The 17,896-nt window shown below is 44.5% G+C and carries 19 protein-coding genes; 10 read left to right on the top strand and 9 right to left on the bottom strand.

The genetic code is table 11. The features are described from left to right. Positions 1-6: 6 nt before the first annotated feature. The gene (locus tag HRQ85_RS17050) at positions 7-1,101 is read right to left on the bottom strand and encodes a NapC/NirT family cytochrome c (RefSeq protein ID WP_172380192.1); all 1,095 of its coding nucleotides are present in this window, start codon (positions 1,099-1,101) and stop codon (positions 7-9) included. A 307-nt stretch (positions 1,102-1,408) separates the two neighbouring features. Here HRQ85_RS17050 and HRQ85_RS17045 point away from each other — a divergent pair, with 307 nt between their 5' ends. Further along, positions 1,409-1,684: a nitrogenase-stabilizing/protective protein NifW gene (locus HRQ85_RS17045; RefSeq protein ID WP_172380191.1), complete on the top strand. Its 276-nt coding sequence runs from the start codon at positions 1,409-1,411 to the stop codon at positions 1,682-1,684. Between the two features lie 135 nt (positions 1,685-1,819). Continuing rightward, positions 1,820-2,944 carry a M14 family metallopeptidase gene (locus HRQ85_RS17040; RefSeq protein WP_172380190.1) on the top strand — a complete coding sequence of 375 codons (1,125 nt, stop codon included), beginning with the start codon at positions 1,820-1,822 and terminating at the stop codon, positions 2,942-2,944. A gap of 158 nt (positions 2,945-3,102) precedes the next feature. Here the strand turns inward: HRQ85_RS17040 and HRQ85_RS17035 are convergent, their stop codons facing one another. Further along, on the bottom strand, positions 3,103-3,459 hold the full coding sequence (locus HRQ85_RS17035; protein WP_172380189.1) for a PilZ domain-containing protein: 357 nt from the start codon (positions 3,457-3,459) through the stop codon (positions 3,103-3,105). A 254-nt stretch (positions 3,460-3,713) separates the two neighbouring features. Further along, positions 3,714-4,340 (bottom strand): LysE family translocator, encoded by a 627-nt coding sequence (locus tag HRQ85_RS17030; protein WP_048609428.1) that lies wholly within the window; start codon positions 4,338-4,340, stop codon positions 3,714-3,716. 209 nt (positions 4,341-4,549) lie between these two features. On the opposite strand from HRQ85_RS17030, the gene HRQ85_RS17025 reads away from it, so the two are divergent. From HRQ85_RS17025 to HRQ85_RS17015, 3 genes are all read left to right on the top strand, one after another. After that, positions 4,550-5,788 carry a DEAD/DEAH box helicase gene (locus HRQ85_RS17025; RefSeq protein ID WP_172380188.1) on the top strand — a complete coding sequence of 413 codons (1,239 nt, stop codon included), beginning with the start codon at positions 4,550-4,552 and terminating at the stop codon, positions 5,786-5,788. Between the two features lie 253 nt (positions 5,789-6,041). Then, entirely contained in the window at positions 6,042-6,263 is a 222-nt protein-coding gene (locus HRQ85_RS17020; protein ID WP_048609426.1) for a hypothetical protein, read from the top strand. Between the two features lie 127 nt (positions 6,264-6,390). Next, on the top strand, positions 6,391-6,693 hold the full coding sequence (locus HRQ85_RS17015) for a thiamine-binding protein (protein WP_172380285.1): 303 nt from the start codon (positions 6,391-6,393) through the stop codon (positions 6,691-6,693). A gap of 58 nt (positions 6,694-6,751) precedes the next feature. Here the strand turns inward: HRQ85_RS17015 and HRQ85_RS17010 are convergent, their stop codons facing one another. Both HRQ85_RS17010 and HRQ85_RS17005 read right to left on the bottom strand, forming a co-directional pair. Then, the gene (locus HRQ85_RS17010; protein ID WP_172380187.1) at positions 6,752-6,919 is read right to left on the bottom strand and encodes a hypothetical protein; all 168 of its coding nucleotides are present in this window, start codon (positions 6,917-6,919) and stop codon (positions 6,752-6,754) included. A gap of 109 nt (positions 6,920-7,028) precedes the next feature. Beyond that, positions 7,029-7,292, bottom strand: coding sequence for a DUF1289 domain-containing protein (locus HRQ85_RS17005; protein WP_017060324.1), 264 nt, complete (start codon positions 7,290-7,292; stop codon positions 7,029-7,031). Between the two features lie 188 nt (positions 7,293-7,480). Between HRQ85_RS17005 and HRQ85_RS17000 the strand changes: the two genes are divergently transcribed. The 5 genes from HRQ85_RS17000 to HRQ85_RS16980 all read left to right on the top strand — a co-directional run bounded on the left by HRQ85_RS17000 (position 7,481) and on the right by HRQ85_RS16980 (position 12,405). Continuing rightward, a complete protein-coding gene (locus HRQ85_RS17000; protein WP_004734625.1) occupies positions 7,481-7,927 on the top strand; it encodes an META domain-containing protein in 447 nt (148 codons plus the stop codon). Between the two features lie 382 nt (positions 7,928-8,309). Beyond that, on the top strand, positions 8,310-9,476 hold the full coding sequence (locus tag HRQ85_RS16995; RefSeq protein WP_017060323.1) for an ABC transporter substrate-binding protein: 1,167 nt from the start codon (positions 8,310-8,312) through the stop codon (positions 9,474-9,476). A 5-nt stretch (positions 9,477-9,481) separates the two neighbouring features. After that, entirely contained in the window at positions 9,482-11,182 is a 1,701-nt protein-coding gene (locus HRQ85_RS16990) for an ABC transporter permease (protein WP_172380186.1), read from the top strand. Beyond that, a complete protein-coding gene (locus HRQ85_RS16985; protein WP_172380185.1) occupies positions 11,148-11,798 on the top strand; it encodes an ATP-binding cassette domain-containing protein in 651 nt (216 codons plus the stop codon). The genes HRQ85_RS16990 and HRQ85_RS16985 overlap by 35 nt, the downstream gene beginning before the upstream one ends. Continuing rightward, the gene (locus tag HRQ85_RS16980) at positions 11,788-12,405 is read left to right on the top strand and encodes a CDP-alcohol phosphatidyltransferase family protein (RefSeq protein ID WP_048617663.1); all 618 of its coding nucleotides are present in this window, start codon (positions 11,788-11,790) and stop codon (positions 12,403-12,405) included. Before HRQ85_RS16985 ends, HRQ85_RS16980 begins: the two co-directional genes overlap by 11 nt. An 81-nt stretch (positions 12,406-12,486) precedes the next feature. On the opposite strand, the gene HRQ85_RS16975 is transcribed toward HRQ85_RS16980, so the two are convergent. The 4 genes from HRQ85_RS16975 to HRQ85_RS16960 form a co-directional block, all read right to left on the bottom strand. Beyond that, a complete protein-coding gene (locus HRQ85_RS16975) occupies positions 12,487-13,440 on the bottom strand; it encodes a class I SAM-dependent methyltransferase (protein ID WP_172380184.1) in 954 nt (317 codons plus the stop codon). Between the two features lie 8 nt (positions 13,441-13,448). Beyond that, a complete protein-coding gene (locus tag HRQ85_RS16970) occupies positions 13,449-14,147 on the bottom strand; it encodes a TIGR01621 family pseudouridine synthase (protein WP_050648811.1) in 699 nt (232 codons plus the stop codon). A gap of 178 nt (positions 14,148-14,325) precedes the next feature. After that, positions 14,326-15,942, bottom strand: a complete 1,617-nt coding sequence (locus tag HRQ85_RS16965) for a methyl-accepting chemotaxis protein (RefSeq protein WP_172380183.1) — start codon at positions 15,940-15,942, stop codon at positions 14,326-14,328. 191 nt (positions 15,943-16,133) lie between these two features. Continuing rightward, entirely contained in the window at positions 16,134-17,567 is a 1,434-nt protein-coding gene (locus tag HRQ85_RS16960) for a sodium-dependent transporter (protein ID WP_082151314.1), read from the bottom strand. Positions 17,568-17,896: the final 329 nt, after the last annotated feature.

The raw sequence follows: 17,896 nt of genomic DNA, 5'->3' as shown, positions 1-17,896 counted from the left end.
TTACAATTAGTGGCCAACAACGTCTTTCGCGTGGTTTTGGAAGTACTTAGTCAGAAGCTCAAGGTTTTGTTCTGAGATATCTGTACGAGCTCCCATACCTTTAGCTACCGGTCCCCAAGCGTTAACGGTGAAGTGCTCACCAGGAATTTTTGCGTGACAAGTTGAACAGTAAACGTTGTCTAACTCTTCTGCATAAGACCAAATTGGGTCTAGGCTATCGACAACTGGAGACGTAATATCACCCGTTAGCGCAACTGAACGCCACTCGTTACCGTAAGCATCGGCCTTGTATTCACCCGTTTTAAGTGCGGCTTGCCCTTGCTCAGTCAAAGTCGCAACAATTGAGCGCTGGCCTTCACCGAAGTAAAGTACTTGCTCTGCGCCTTTCATTTGGAACGCATTCAAAGTCACGTTACGGTTGTCGCCTTCCACTTTAATCACTTCTAGTTTTGCTGTCGGGTTTAGGTTACCAAATTCGCCCATTGCGATATCGGTTACTGGGTAAACCACTTTCGCATCTGCTGGCGTGTTTTTCGTAAAGGCAATAAGGGTATCGAACGCTTTACTGTCGAGCTGAGCTTCAGGAGCGAAATGCGCGACGCCTTTGTGACAATCAATACATGTTTGGTCATTTTCGCGACCGTATGCATGCATTTTCGCTGCATCACGAGATTGTTCGAATGTTTCCATTGCATCGAAATCGTGGCAAGAGCGACATGTCGCTGAATCGTTTTCACGAAATTGAGCCCAAACTGTCTCAGCCATCTCTTTACGATGCGCTTCGTATTTCTCAGGCGTGTCGATCTTACCCGAAATAAATTCGTGGTAGATGTCTTTAGACGCTCTCACTTTGGTGATCACGTAATCCACGGGATCCGTTGGAATATGGCAATCAGCACACTCTGCTCGAATGCCTTTTGCGTTACTAAAATGGACCGAGCCTTGGTACTCTTTATGTGGCGTTTCCATGGTGTGGCAAGACACACAAAACTCAGTGCTCGATGTGTAGTGCATAACCGCTGCTGTTCCACCTAAGGTCAACCAGCCAATGCCTATACCAACCGCTGCTATTAGTGCGATATAACGTTTTTTTATTGTCATAATTTTTAATCATCTTCAACAATTGCTTACAATTACGAGTAGAGTAGTACTTTAGGGGTAGGTATGTTTGACGTGGATCATGGTTCGTATTCCGAGGAGCAAAAAATGAACCTTTATTTGAGCACGATGCAAGTTTATGAAAACGCCCCATTCGAAACTCAATCACCATGCAAATCGATAGATGGCAAACTCATTCCCCACAACAATCAATACGTAGTAACGGCACTAAATCACTCCCTAGGTCAAAGAACTAAATTGTAACTGCATTACAATGTTGGCTATCTCTTTTTCATAAACTCCTCACTCAATGAACCAAACAGAATTCCAACAAAAAATGGCGAGTTTTACCTCGATTGAACAAGCGCTTGATTACTTCGAAATTGGGTTTGATAGCAAGTTCATCAACCAAAATAGAGTCGAGCTTGTGAAGCGCTTTAATGGTTATCTGATCCTGTCAAAACCCGATGATTGGTTCTCAGGAAGAAGAGCGCTGAAAAACGCTTATTGTAAGGTTCAACGCAACAAGTTAGATCGCCACACGCGTTCTGCCTGTCGTGGGTGTACAACTTGTCAGCGTCGATAGATAGGAAGTACTGTTCAAAATAGAGAACTAAAAAGTAGATAGTTGAAATAACATCTCATTACGATTTAGTTAGTGGTTTGCTCGAAAAAAAGTGTGCTAGTCTTACGGCAACTCAACTACGAGATAAAAACTACAATGAAAATTTTCAGCAATTTCGAAAGCGGCAACATTCACGTCGTTTCAGCAGATTCACCACAAAACATTCAACTGACTATCCCAGCAGACTACCAAACTGAAATCCCTCAGTGGTTTCACTTCCGCTTAGAAAGTGAAGCTCAACAAGCTCACCATTTTGAAATCCGTCAATTGGCGACATCTGCCTACCCTGAAGGCTGGAAAGATTACGATGTGGTTGCATCCTATGACCGTGAAGAGTGGTTCCGTATCCCATCTCAGTTCGATGGCGATACATTAAGCTTTGATATCATCCCTGAACACGATTCAATGTACTTCGCGTACTTCGCACCGTACTCATACGATCGTCACCAAGATCTTCTGCACAGTGCTCAAACACACCCAGCTTGTAAGCTTGAAACTCTAGGTCACACGCTAGACAACAACGACATCACCTTGTTAACCATTGGTGAGCCAAGTGAAGAGAAGAAAAACATCTGGGTTATTGGTCGCCAACATCCAGGTGAGACGATGGCTGAATGGCTAATCGAAGGCCTGCTACAACGCCTACTTGATGAAACAGATACGGTTGGTCGCTCTCTGCTAGACAGCGTTGTGTTCCGCGTTGTACCAAACATGAACCCAGATGGCAGCATCCGCGGTCACCTGCGTACTAACGCGATTGGCGTAAACCTGAACCGCGAATGGCAATCACCTTCTATGGAACGCAGCCCAGAGGTATTCCTTGTTCGCGAGCGTATGTTAGAAACGGGCGTTGACCTGTGTCTAGATATTCACGGCGACGAAGCGATTCCATATAACTTTGTCGCGGGTAGCGAAGGCACACCTTCTTACAACGAGCGCATCGCTAAGCTAGAGAACCACTTCAAGCAAGCACTGCTCACTATCACGCCAGAGTTCCAAGATGAATTTGGTTACGATAAAGATGAACCAGGCAAAGCAAACATGACAGTTGGCACAAACTGGATTGGTGAGCAGTTCAAGTGTTTGGCTTACACCGTCGAGATGCCATTTAAAGATCACATCAGTCACGCTGACGAACTTTACGGCTGGTCTCCAGAGCGAAGTGTCGCGTTTGGTCACGACATGCTAGCCGCGGTTTGGGCAACAGTAGACGAGCTATAAGGCGAACTGAGCTCATTCGCTTTACCTGTATCGCCTTTGGTTTATAAGAATCTGGGCTATAGATAAAACAAAGCCCAGCACTTGTGAAAGTGCTGGGCTTTTTAATCTCTGCTTAGAATGAGCGATTTTCGCCTTAAGGAATCTAACGTCAGTCGCTTTTAAGCCACTCTTAAGCTTGCAAAAAATACCGGGTATCTTTGCCTAATATGCCTTTGTTCAGACACCATATCTTTGAAGCTTGGGCCTTGTGATAACTGAACGATCACTTCTTCGCCCTCTTGTCTCAATACAGCACCACTAACATCGATACTGTTATTGTCATGCAACCTCAAGGTACCAGCCATTGAAAAGCCACGATAAACCGGAATGATGTTACGTATCATCAGGCGTACACCCTTTTCAGAAACTTCGCTGACATGAAAAAGCTCATCCTTAATTCGCATCACCGGACGTGCCTTTTGAGGGTACTTTAAGCGGTAATATTTGCGTTTCTGGGTGAATGAATCTTCACGCATTAGTGACTCCTTGTTTCTGTTATTCGGTCAAGCAATAGACTTTATCTTCAATTGGTTTTAAACAAACATATTCACCAAATTGATAGCTAATTATTATATCGACTTTCCGAGCTAATGCTTTAGAGATTTATACAGAGAAACAATGATTGCTTAGCATTCAGTAAAAAATGAGAACTGAATCGGAAATGGAAACGAGAACTAAGCCGGATATGAACTGAGCCAATAGCTAAAAACCCAATTCTTCGCATCGCACCCTAAAGCTGAAACAATGCCAACTGAATGCTGAAGCCCACGAATAGAATCCCACACACAATGTTCATCATTTGCGAGGTGCGCTTTTGAACTAACAAGCGCTTAAAGGTATCCGCCATTAAGATCACAACTAAGAACCACATCGACACCACTGACGCTTGAATTGCACCAAGTATCAAACTGTCTGTCACAATCGCATCTGTTGAAACAAATTGAGGGAATATAGAAAGATAAAACAGGACAATTTTAGGATTCAGTAGATTAGTGAGAAGCCCTTTGAAAAATTGGTTATAAAGCTTACTTCCCGATGCACTGACCACAGAGAGCACGCCCTCTTGAGCGCGCAGCGCCGCACGAAAATGGTTATACCCAAGCCAGACAAGATACAAAACCCCAGCCCACTTTAGCCCTTCAAAGGCCATGGGAGTGTTCGACAGTAATAGGCTTATGCCGTTGGCCGAGATAAAGGCATGAAAAAAGAAACCACATGACACGCCCAACACGTTCACAAATGCGAACAGCTTCCTTTGAGTTAAGGCTGTGCTTAATACCAACAGCGCATTTGGGCCCGGGATAATGGCAATAAAAAACACGATAACAATAAACAGCCAGATACTGTCCCAACTCATTTCGATCTCATTTCATGAACATTTTTAGGGCGGACATTGTACGTCCATTCAGTGCCATTACAATATGATAAACGCTTAATTATCGCGTATGGCTAACAGACATAATTCGCGCGTATAATGAATGTGTTTATCGTGTAACGTACAAAACTGATTTTCTAACATTTGCAGCCCTGTTAGACTCCACCTCCCTTTTGATACTTGGTTCATTTATGTCATTTGCTAGCCTAACCCTTAACGCAAAAACCGTCTCCGCGCTCCCATCTCAATTCAATAAGCCGACAGAGATACAGCAAGCGGTAATTCCTACCATTATTGCGGGGAAAGACGTACTTGCATTGGCTCAAACGGGCAGCGGTAAAACATTGGCATTCGGCTTACCTTTACTGAATAACATCAACCAAGATGTAAATGAACTGCAAGCACTGATCATTGTTCCAACCCGTGAACTTGCATCTCAAGTGACCAAATCTTTAGAGCCGATCGCGACAACGCTCAATATCAAATTGGTAACGCTAACGGGCGGCGTGAATACTGATGATCAACAGCAACAATTATCGACTAAACCACAATTAGCCATCGCCACACCGGGTCGCTTACTTGCTTTAATCAAAAGTGATGAACTGGATATAGCTCTGTGCTCATCATTGGTTCTTGATGAAGCCGACCGCCTGATCGACATGGGCTTTTGGCCAGATGTTCAAGCGATTACTGCAACACTACCGAGCAAACGTCAGTCACTGTTGTTCTCTGCGACACTTCCGCCCGAATTAGTAGGGCAAGCTGAAGAGCTTCTTTCAAATCCAGTTAAAGTTACGACACACCAAGAAAACAGCGTGGTCGCGGCTATTGAAGAAACCCTGTATTTAGTGAACAAAGGCAGTAAAGCTCAAGCGCTCATCGCACTACTCAATCAACACACATGGCCGCAAGTATTGGTATTTATTGGCGCAAAAGACAATGCCGATGCATTAACCAAACGATTGAATAAAGTCAAAATCAGTGTGAGTGCGTTACATGGAAATAAGAGCCAAGAAGAACGAGAGCAAGCCTTAGAAAGTTTCAAAAATGGCGAGACTCGTGTGCTTATCGCGACAGACGTGATGGCTAGAGGCATCCATATTGATCAGTTACCTGTCGTAATTAACTTCGAATTGCCCTCTCACTCAGCAACTTACGTACACCGCGTTGGTCGCACCGCAAGAGCAGGAAATACTGGCTGCGCGATCTCTCTGGTTAGCCACAGCGAAACTGATTACCTAAATGCAATTCGCACCCTGACCAATAAGCCGTTAGTGCTGCAACCATTAGAAGGTTTCCCTGTGACAGACAAACCTGCATCTGAAGCGACCGCTCGCAAGCGTCCACCTAAAGATAAAATGGCCAATCGAAGAACAGCTAAAAAGAAAAGCATTAAGCAATTTAAAAGCAAACCAAATAGCTCTAAGTAACTAGAAATAGCGCTAAGCAGCCAGAAATAGAATAACTAGCTCAGTTTGTACTGGGCTTTTTCATATGCAACAAAATACAAATTCACACCCAAAAACTTCCCTAAAGTTGCCAACTTAAATGACACTTTTGTGAATTATGATGCCAACGTATTGATTCTTGGTTGCTCAAAAAAAATACTCTTAAATCACGTTGACGCCCCTATGTCTGGCAACTAGATTTTTCTATTAGTGTCTACAACAGGAGGTCATTGAAATGAAACGTGCTAGCTCTACATATCGATTACAACTGATTAAGGAAGTGGCAACCCGCCGAGATCGTCAACATTCCAATGACCCGATGGCAAACTACATACAAACCCTAATAGATAACAAAGATGATTGTGATACTTCGGTTGAACGCAACCAAAGGTTCAGTGGCAGTCATTTTGATGAGCACATAGGTGGTTGGGTAAGTGACCACTGGGGTAACAAGTAGGACAACGAGAGTAATCCAACCAGCATAACCGCTGTAGAATTCATCTCCGCATTAACCTATCATCTGCAAAAATTCCCTATCCTAGAGTAAGCAGAAAGTGTCTGAGTTAAAAAGAGAAAAAGAAGTGATGGTTGCCTTCCAAGTGATACCTCGCGTTAAAGAAGGCAACAACTTCGAAGTGGTTGATAAAGCCATTGAAGTTGTGAAAGCTGCCGATGTGCCTTTCCAAGTCGGTGCGATGGAAACCACGATGAAAGGTGAACTCAACCAATTACTCGATATCGTTAAAAAAGCAGAGCAAGCTTGCTACGATACAGGAGCTGTAGAAGTGATCACCAACATTAAGATTCACAGTAAAACCACCGAGGCCAATGATACATTTTGCACGTACCATCGTGGTGTAACGAAAGCGAATCACATGTTTGTTTAATCACATTTTTATTTCTGAAAACTGAGCCTAAAGAAAGACTCTGAAGAAAACCAGTGTGTTATTGGAAAGGCATGTCTGAGAGGTGAGAAAGGATTTCCATTCGTTCTTCTTCTGACATCGAATGCCAATCACGCGGAATCTCTTCAGGGTCATCTTTTGCCCCTATCGGTTTTCGGTCCAATGCTTTGACTGGCTCTTTTTTGAGTTTTACGTTCTTTTTATTCATACCGACACGACTCCTTCAGGTACAAAGGTACCTACCTTAATATTACACCCCAACCATTATGTAAAGTAATAGTTACTTCGGAGTTAAATAAAATCTAAATACTTCCTCTTTAGCCAAAAAGATCTCTTTGGGGACTGGTATTTCCCTCTTCATCGACCTGCTTACCAATCAAGTTTTTTTGATTCATTATTTTTCTTCTATAGCGCTGACGACACAGCTTTATCACGTGCAATTGTTCTGACGGTGTCATCGACATCCAATTAAAGCGTTCTTCTCTCTTGCGCATACAACCGTTGCAATAGCCTTTGTCATCGCTTGAACAAACCCCAACGCAAGGGCTTGGAACTTGGAAAAACTCTAACTGCTCCACCATGCCTCCTTACACATTCAAAATTACGCTTACTCTCTCAAAAATAAGCGATTAATTTATCGCCTGGCTCATGAAATCCATACTAAACTATGACCTTATACTGACACATATAGTGTTTTGTAAACTATACTTTGAACCCATCAAGTTACACTTATTCGGTAACTTCGTTCTTTCCTTTGGAGCCTTATAATATGAAGTTTAGTTCAAAAAAATTACTAGCAGTAGCCGCTTTACCTATGATGCTAGCAGCATGCACAACAACAGGTGACAACGCGATGCAAGTAACACCAACCGATCTACAGCACCATAATTGGGAACTTGCGCAAATTGATGGCAAGGACATTGTGAAAAGCGAAGACCAAGCAGCTCCTCGTCTAGAGATCGGCGAAAAGATGACTGCAAACGGCATGGCTGGTTGTAACAACTTCTTCGGCCAAGGCGAGCTGAAAGACGGTCAATTCCGTATCAAGCAAATGGGCATGACAATGAAAATGTGTCACGGCTCTGCGATGGAAATCGAACAATCGGTTTCTGCTACTCTAAGCGAGTGGAGCGACGTAACCCTAACAAACGATACGCTAGTACTGAAAAACGATGTACACACACTAACGTACACAATTCGTGACTGGGTAAACTAATTCGTCATCGAAACCAAATACTGATTAAAGGAGCCTGATGGCTCCTTTTTTATTGTCAGCTTGCCCTCACTACTTCTTCAAAATTGACGCTCATCGCCGACTTTTCGTACCAACCTCCAATAAACCTCAAAAATCTCTCATTTAGATGCAATAAATTCAACGGTTCAGCGGTCTGTTGCTAGGATGGCAAAAGCCTAGAGTCTATCGAGTTTTCGAGATGATTACATATCGAACAAAACTCAACCGCGAACTCCCTGCTTGTTCTCAAGTAATTGATTGAATTTACTGTTGAATTAGAATTTATTTCAGAAACAGATAGAATAACTGTAGGGAGTTTGAAAATACAATGCTCTTGCCCGTTCACTACCAAATGGAAAAGTTTATGAACAAGATAGTAAGTACGTTAGGAATCATGGCAACCGTTGCATACAGCGCAACCATTTATGCTGATGAAGCAACATCCACCGACAGCTGGAACCAAATAGAACAGCAGGCAGAAGGAGAAACTGTCTACTTTCACGCTTGGGGCGGAAGCCAAGAGATCAATCGTTACCTACAGTGGGCAGGCAAGAAATTACAAAGTGACTACGGTGTCACGTTGAAGCATGTCAAAGTAACCGATATTGCGGAAACCACCACTCGACTGCTCGCTGAAAAAGCGGCAGGCAAGAATAGTGAAGGCAGCGTCGATATCGTCTGGATTAATGGCGAGAACTTCCGTTCGATGAAAGACAACGCGCTGTTATTTGGGCCATTTACAGAATCACTTCCAAATTGGCAGTATGTCGATAAGTCTCTGCCAATTGATGTCGATTTCTCAGAGCCGACAGAAGGCTTAGAAGCACCTTGGGGCGTGGGACAACTTGTGTTCATTCACGATCAAGAGACACTGCACAATCCACCACAATCATTCTCAGAGATGTTGAGCTACGCTCAAGCTTTCCCGAACCGCTTAAGCTACCCTCGCCCACCAGAGTTTCATGGCACGAGCTTCATTAAGTCACTACTGATTGAACTAACAAACAATAACCCTGCGCTGGCTCAGCCGGTTTCAGAAGACAATTTCCAAGAAGTGACGGCACCACTTTGGGCTTACTTAGATAAATTCCATAAAGTGGCATGGCGCGGTGGTAAACAATTCCCAGCAGGCACATCGGAAAGCATCCAACTTCTGGATGACGGACAGATCGATCTCGCGATTACGTTCAATCCAAACTCTGTTTATTCAGCACAAGCCAGTGGTCGCTTAGCCGAAACCACTAAGGCTTATGCTCTAGAAAGCGGTGCTCTATCTAACATTCACTTCCTTGCGATTCCTTGGAATGCCAATGCAACTGCAGGTGCTCAAGTGACCATTAACTTCTTACTGAGCCCAGAAGCACAGTCTCGCAAAGGTGACCTCAATGTTTGGGGCGATCCTTCGGTTCTGAGCAGCAAGTACCTAACTGGCAGCGCTAAAAACACCCAGCAATTTAAATCGGTTGATGAACCACACCCTAGTTGGCAAAACGCGCTCGAGAAAGAGTGGCTTAAGCGATACGGTAACTAGTCTTCATGCTACGCGCTCTATATTTTTTTGTTATAGCTGTATGCATTATCCCAACCATTCCTGGGGTAGCGGGAGTCGTGGCTTCGTCACTGAGTTTCATCCCGCCCCTTGGTTTAGAGGAGCCGACACTCAACGGTTTTAGCCAAGTCTTTCAATGGGAAGGGGCTTGGCACTCTATTGGCTTAAGCCTAGGTTCAGCGATTGCAAGCAGCTATATCGCCTGCTTCCTGACCTTTTGTATTCTTCAAGCTTCTTGGGGAAACAAGTTTTGGAGAAAGATTGAGTTAACGCTATCGCCAATGCTTGCCATTCCACATGTGGCTTTCGCTATCGGCTTTGCATTTCTGTTTAGCCCAACGGGGCTTGGCGCAAGAGCAGTACATCACTTGCTCGGCGAATCGGCTACCAGCTCTGAATTGGCGTTATTGGTGAAAGACCCATACGCGTTCGGCTTAATCATTATGCTCGCACTCAAAGAAGCGCCCTTCTTGTTGCTGATGAGCATATCGATACTTCAACAAATCGATGTAGAACGTATCACTAAGGTCAGTGCATCACTCGGTTACAGCCGCGCTCAGATCTGGTGGAAATGTATTTTACCTCAATGGTTTACTAAGCTTCGCTTCCCAATGTTAGCAGTGCTCGCCTACAGCGTATCGGTTGTCGATATTGCTTTGATCATAGGTCCAACCAACCCGCCGACCTTTGCCGTTTTGGTATGGCAATGGTTCAACGATCCTGACCTAAACCTACTTCCTCGAGCTGCTGCTGGCGCCATCGTTTTATTTGGTTTAGCTTCGTTGATCATCGCCTTGGCGCGTTTAGTTGAATGGGCAATTCTTAAGTACTTTCGAACTTGGCAGTATTCCGGAAGAACAGGGGCAAACCTTCCGGGGAGAACGGTATTCACAGTGCTTGCTAGCCTTTCACTACTGATTATTCCTTTAATGGTAATTTGGAGCGTTGCTCAGCGTTGGCGCTTCCCTGATTTACTGCCGAGCCGCTATAGCATGCGCTTCTGGGAGTTCGAATGGGATGGCATAATGAGTACTGTGGGTCAAAGCTTATGGATTGGTCTTATTGCCGCTTCAATCGCTTTGTTGCTTGCGCTGGTGGCTCACGAATACAGAATCAAATACAAGTGGCAAGTTCCGGGCTTCATTATCGCTATTCCAATGCTAATACCTCAACTCTCGGTATTGTTTGGTATGCAAGTCACGACCCTCTACATCGGCAGTAGTGCCTATGAGTTCTGGGTGATTTGGGCGCATGTTTTCTTTGCTTTCCCGTTTGTGTATCTGTCTTTGGACGGCCCATGGAAAAGCTTCAATGATGGGTTGATTAAAGCCTCGCTGAGCCTAGGTAAATCGCCATTTCAGAGTTGGTATTCGATCAAACTACCAATCTTGCTTCCTGCGATTGCCTTTGCTTGGGCGGTCGGGATCAGTGTGAGTTTGGCTCAGTACTTACCCACCTTGATGCTCGGCGCGGGCCGTATTAGCACGATCACCACAGAAGCCGTTGCCCTTACCAGTGGTTTCGACCGCAGGGTGACAGCAATCTATGCCATTTGGCAGGCCCTATTGCCTCTGTTCTTTTTCTCTTTAGCGATATTAGTCAGCCGACTTCAACTTAGATATCGCCGTCTTACTTTTAAAGGTTTCCTAAGTAATGAGTCTGTACCTCAACGACCTCGCCATCCGTAAAACCGATGGAGATTCGCTGTTCTCAGCGCTAAACGTAACATTAGAATCGGGCCAAATACTGGCTTTGATGGGGCCGAGTGGCTGCGGAAAGTCGACCTTGCTGGATGCGATTGCTGGTCACTTAAGTGAAGAGTTTTCGTATTCTGGCACCGTTGTATTGAACGATATTCAGTTAGACGACTTGCCTTCACATCAGCGTGAAGTCGGTATTTTGTTTCAAGATGACTTGTTGTTTCCGCACCTAAAAGTATGGGAGAACTTAGCCTTTTCATTACCTAATTCGGTTAAGGGTTCCGCTCGTCAACAGCAAGCCATGGCTGCACTAAAAGACATAGAGCTAACTCACTTAGCTGAATCTTTCCCGGATCAAATCTCTGGCGGCCAACGTGCGAGAATAAGCTTAACTCGTATGTTGTTAGCCAAGCCTAAACTCGCTCTGCTTGACGAACCGTTCAGCAAGCTAGACCAAGAGTTAAGAGCACAATTTCGCGATTGGGTGTTTGAACAATTGACCAAAGCGAATATCCCAACATTAATGGTCACGCACGACGAAGCCGATGTACCTCAAGGGGCAGAAGTACTGTCTTGGCCATGGAGAAGTAACAATGCTGGATAAGTACTCCATCAAAGTCATTAAGTGGCCATTGAATCAATCGGCTAAGTTACTGAACCAATTAGGTATCACGGCCAATCAAACCACGTTATTCGGATTTCTGGTTGGGTGTTTAGCATTTCCAGCGTTAGCATTTCAACAATACGAATGGGCGTTGGGGTTTATTGTATTTAACAGGGTTTGCGACGGGCTTGATGGAGCCTTGGCTCGAATCCAAGGCATTAGTGATGCGGGCGGTTTCCTCGATATCAGCCTAGATTTCCTATTCTACTCGCTGATCCCTTTTGGTTTTGTCATTGCCAACCCAGAACATAACGCCATTGCCGGTGCATTTTTGATCTTCTCTTTTATCGGCACAGGCAGCAGCTTTTTGGCGTTTGCCGTTATGGCAGGCAAGCGAGGCATAGAAAACCCAGTCTATAAACATAAGTCTCTGTACTACATGTCGGGGTTAACCGAAGGCACTGAAACCATCGCCTGTTTCATAGCGTTCTGTATTTGGCCTCAACACTTTGCAGTTATCGCTTACACCTTTGGTGCAGCTTGTTGGCTAACTACGTTCATGCGTATTTATTTTGGGTTCCAGACACTCAAGAATCAAACCACCTAGTATTAGTTTCAGGTTCCTTTCAAACAAAAACGCCGCTCAAATGAGCGGCGTTTTTATATTCTAGCAAATACTTAAACCTAATTAGGCATCTGCAGAAGCGCTAATTTTAAACCTAAGAACCTTCAAGCTTGAATCAAGGTCGACATCAACAAACTCAGGCGGGTTGTCCAGACGCTCAATGAACTCAACGCTTGGTGCTTCTTCTGCCATCGTCTCAATCAGGAAGTTTGGTGATACTGCTGGTGAGTTAACACAAGCAATCACTTCACCGCCTTCAGTTAGAAGTTCAGGCAAACGACGTAAGATCTTTTTGTAATCTTTGGTTAGAGCAAAGCTGCCTTTTTGGAACGAAGGTGGATCGATGATAACGAGCTCGTAAGGACCGCCTTTCTTGATTTTTCCCCACGACTTAAAGATATCGTAGCCAAGGAAGTTAACCGAGCGCATATCGTGTTCATTCAGACGGTGGTTATCGCGACCTTTGTTTAGTGAGCCGCGAGACATATCCACGTTCATGCATTGACGAGCGCCACCAGCGATAGCCGCGACAGAGAAACCACAAGTGTATGCGAACAGGTTAAGGACGTTCTTATCCTTGGCATTATCTTGTACCCACTGGCGACCATTACGCATGTCTAGGAACAGACCAAAGTTCTGATTACGACCAATATCTAATTGGTACTTAAGACCGTGCTCAACTACAACCGGGGAGTCATTCAGCTCTCCCCATAGAACCTCTGAAGGCGCGCCATCGGCATAACGGTGTTGCAGAACAATGCTTGTGCCCTGTTTTGATTGCCAGACATCTTTGTTAGTGAGTTCAACTAATCCAGCTTTAAGAGATGACAAGAATTCGTCGTCTACTTCTTTAAACACGTTAACCAGTAGCTGTCCATCAACCCAGTCACATGTCAGTTGCTCTAGGCCAGGCCAAAACTTACCGCGGCCGTGGAAAATACGGCGTAGTTCGTTTGGTACTTCATTAAGTTGCTGTTCAATATGACTAAAAAACAGAGGTAAAGCTGATGCTTCCATTATTTCACTCACTTAGTGTTTAGCTTTGGCCAAGTTAATGACCAAGGTTCAAGCCAACTGTCCAAACCGTTCGACACGGTTTCCTGATGCCACTTCTCACCCAAGGAGTTTAGCCCTCTTGGATCGCAGACATATTCGTAGGCTTGTGATTGATAGGTAAATCGAATCGCGAAGGCATGCAGATAACCTCTGTCAGCCTCACTCGATGGATTATAAATAGGGTCACCAACAATGGCTGAGCCGATCGACTTCATCGCGACACGGATCTGGTGAGTTCGCCCCGTATAGGGTTTGCATAACAGCAGACGCTCACCGGGTTCAGCCGTTGCTGATAAAAACTGAGTAATCGCAGGGTTCTCTTTGGATGTCAGAAGTTTCCAACTTGAGCGTCGTGAACGCTCCATGTCTCCTGAGATCAAACCTTGCTTTTTCTTTGGCTTCTTAGAACCGATCGCAAGGTAGTATTTCTCTACTTCACGCTTTGCAAATAGCTGTGAAAGCTCGCTCGCTGCCGACGCATTTTTTGCCAGCAGCAGAATGCCCGAGGTCATTTTATCAAGTCGATGAACGAGATACAGCTTAGGCTCATTGATTGCCTTAGCCACTTCTTGAAGCAACATGGTATCGCCATCGTCTTTGTGGACGCTGACTCCAGGATGCTTATTGATAAGTAAAAAATCAGAGTGGTTCAGAAGAATATCGAACATGTAAAGGCTAGCTCCATTGTAGAACGTGGAGTATACCGCGTCTGAACCCAGATTCCAGCTACGAAAAAGCCCAACTCACTCAATAAACATTGAATCATTGGGCTTCTTTTCAGCAAGTAGCAATCAGTGCTTGGTCTTTACTCGATTACCACTCGGTAAATAGAACCAAGCTACCGCTTTACGCCAGTTTAAACTTACCGACTAATGCTTCTAGCTCAGCAACCTTAGCGTTCAAGCCTGATGTATTTTCAGAGCTACGAGTTGCTAGCTGCAGAGATTGCTCAGAGATATCGCTAATCGCGGTAATGTCCGCTGCAATTTCTTTGGTCACAGCCGTCTGTTCTTCTGCCGCAGTCGCAATAGAGTTAACCATACTTTGTACATTTCCTGCACCACTTACAATCGCTTCTAGCGCAGAAACAGCGCCTGAACTTTGCTCGACACCAATCTCAACTAAACGACAGTTATCTTGGGTATAAGTCACCGCTTCTTGAGTGCCCGATTGAATCGATTGAATGATGCCCGAGACTTCTTGTGTCGCTTTGGTTGTTCTTTCTGCTAGCGCTCGCACCTCATCGGCTACCACAGCAAAACCACGACCAAATTCGCCCGCACGTGCCGCTTCAATTGCAGCATTCAAAGCTAACAGGTTAGTTTGCTCAGCAATGTCTTCGATGACTTTAATAACGCTACCAATCTGCTCACCATGAGAACCCAGCGTGTTCATTTGTAGCGACATGTCACTCATTTGAGTCGACACTTGTTGAATACTCGCCACCATCTCAACAATCACGTTGCGGCCATCTTCTGCAGACGTTTCAGAGCGACGTGCTTCTTCATAAGTAGAAGTTCCTTGTTGAGCCACTTCAGAAATGGTCAGACTTAGCTCTTCAGCAGCCGTTGCAATCAAGTTAGCTTTGTCTGCTTGAGCTGATGCACCAGTTACGATGTCTTGGCTAATAGAAGAGAGCTCTCCTGTCACAGATTGGACCTGGTGAGTCACAGACGAAATTGAACCTAATAGGTCTACTAGTGATTTCTGCATCTGGTTAATCGACTTAGCCAGTCCAGCCAATTCATCACCAGAATCATCAATAATGTCGCCTGCCGTTAGGTCACCATTTGCTACACGTCGTGCTACTTGTTCAACACGAGTCAGGCGGTTGGTAATAGAGCTAGACAATAGATACGCAATCACACAACCAAAGACAATCGCAATAGCAGACAACACCATGATGGTACGTTCGATGGTGGTAAACGTATCGGTTAGTGTCAGTAGTGACTGTTCTGTATCTGCACGCTCACTTGCTGATGCTTGATCTAGCAAGTTCTCAATAGGGATAAGATTACTCTCATACAAAGATCGTAACTGTTGAATGTTGGCTAGTAGCGCAGCTTCATCATTGATATTCGGTACAAGCTTTGATTCAAACTCTTGAGTGAAACGCCCCATCAAGTCTTCAATTCGCTGAATACGGCGGTGGTCTTCCGAACCTCTACTCTCCAAACGCTTCGCCTGCTCGATTGCTTGGGCAAATTCGTTCTTATTGGTTCGATAATCGTTCAGCGCGTTATCAACCTGAATGATCGCACCCAACGCATCTCGGTAGACATCCCCAGCTTCATCTATCAGAACAAGATAGGTAACAGTGCCCGGTACATCGTCCATTCTGATCTCATCAGCACTTTTATGGGCGCCAATAACTTCTATCCACACAATACTGACTAACGTGACAAGCACCGCCAATATAGAGCCAAAACCGGCATACAGTTTCTTTCTCACCGATAATTTCATACAACACCTACCTAAATAAAATACGGCTTAGCAAACCTTTAACATTCAATATATCGGCTAGCGCACGGATAACTTGAGTGAATACACGACATTTATTTTCCATCAATAATTAAGTTTCAGGCATAAAAAAACGGGAGCCAATGGCTCCCGTTTCTTAACTTACTTTAACTCGCGATTCTAGCTTCTAAGAATTATAGCTTCTTAGAGATAAGCGCAGAGCCAGCAATGATACCAATACCTAGTAGCATGATTGCACCTTTACCGCTGTCGAAGCCAGAAGAGATACCCATGAACGCTACGATAGCGATAGCTACTGGGATGATGTATTTAACTAGTGTGTACCATAGACCGAATAGAGGGAAAGATACTTCACCGTCGTTAGTGATTTCTTTCTCTAGGTCAGCACGGTTTAGTCTCCAACCAGCGAAGATACATACCAACATACCGCCAACAGCTAGGAAGATCTTATCAGTTAGTAGGTCGAATATATCGAATGCGCCAGTACCGAACAGTGTAGGACCGAAGCCACCAAGTGATAGAGAAGCGAAGATACATAGAATCGCCATTACTACACTTGCAGACAGTACAGCTGTTACACGTTTCATGCCTTTCTCATCGATTAGGTAAGAAACCACAACTTCTAGTAGAGATACTGAAGAAGTCAGTGCCGCAACACTTAGACCAACGAAGAACATTAGAGCGAATAGAAGACCAACTACGCCGCCCATTTCAGCGAATAGCTGAGGGACAACAACGAATACTAGACCAGGACCAGCCGCAGGTTCCATACCGAATGCGAACATTGCAGGGAACATTGCAACACCAGCTAGGATAGCAACACCTGTATCCATTGCCGTAACCATAGCCGTAGTTTGAACTAGGTTCTCTTTCTTCTTAAGGTAAGAACCGTAAGTCAACATACAACCCATACCAAGAGATAGTGAGAAGAATGCTTGACCTAGTGCAGCTAGGATTACACCGCTATCTACTTTAGAGAAGTCAGGGCTGAATAGGAATTCAAGACCAGCCATCGCGCCAGGAAGCATGATGCCTTTGATTGATACCACGATAAGGATAATGAAAAGAAGTGGCATCAGGATCTTACCCGCTTTCTCAATACCACCAGAGATACCCTTCATAACAATAACAATGTTAAGTAGTAGGTATAGGCCCATCCACATAAGTGGTTGAACTGGGTTTGAGATAAAGCCACCGAAGCTGTCACCGATTGCTTCAGGTGCATCTAGTAGACCACCAGCAATCTTACCGATGTATGCGATAGACCAGCCACCTACTACAGGGTAGAAACCCATGATAAGTAGACCACTGACTACGCCGATAACACCAGCGAACGTCCAACGACGGTCAGTTGATTTGAATGCACCTACTGCTGATTTTTGCGTATGACGGCCAATCGCAAATTCAGTCAGCATTACACTGAAACCGATGAAGATTACAAAAAACAGGTAAATTGCAACGAATGCACCGCCGCCACTTTCGCCTGCTGTGTAAGGGAATTTCCAAATGTTACCTAGACCAACAGCAGAACCTGCTGCAGCCATTACGAATCCTAACTTCGAACCCCAGGTATCGCGGGGTGTTGTGGTTGTATTACTAGTAGCCACGTGTACTCCAAACTTTTGTGTTATGTGATGTTGTGTTTTGCTTTGGGTGGCGTCTTTAAAAGATAAGGCGTATAAAAAAATTTACACACCTAAAAGATTTGATTGACGCTCGTTATCTGGCAAGTAAACCAGTTTAAGAATAAAATTGGAAGCCCGAACCGTACATATTTCGTTACCAATGTAAATTTTTATGGTTAAATGCCGCCTTTTCATACAAAACAATCGTTTTCGTCTTAAGTTAACCAAAACTTAACAACTATAACCTGTTTACAGCTTTAGCTCTAATTTGTAAATAGTTGATTCCTTAAATTCCCATATCTGCAAAATAG

The sequence above is a fragment of the Vibrio sp. Vb339 genome (genome assembly GCF_902751245.1).
GTDB classification, from domain to species: domain Bacteria; phylum Pseudomonadota; class Gammaproteobacteria; order Enterobacterales; family Vibrionaceae; genus Vibrio; species Vibrio coralliirubri.
The sequence above is the reverse complement of the archived record's forward strand: the minus strand, read 5'-3'. Positions and strand labels throughout refer to the sequence as shown.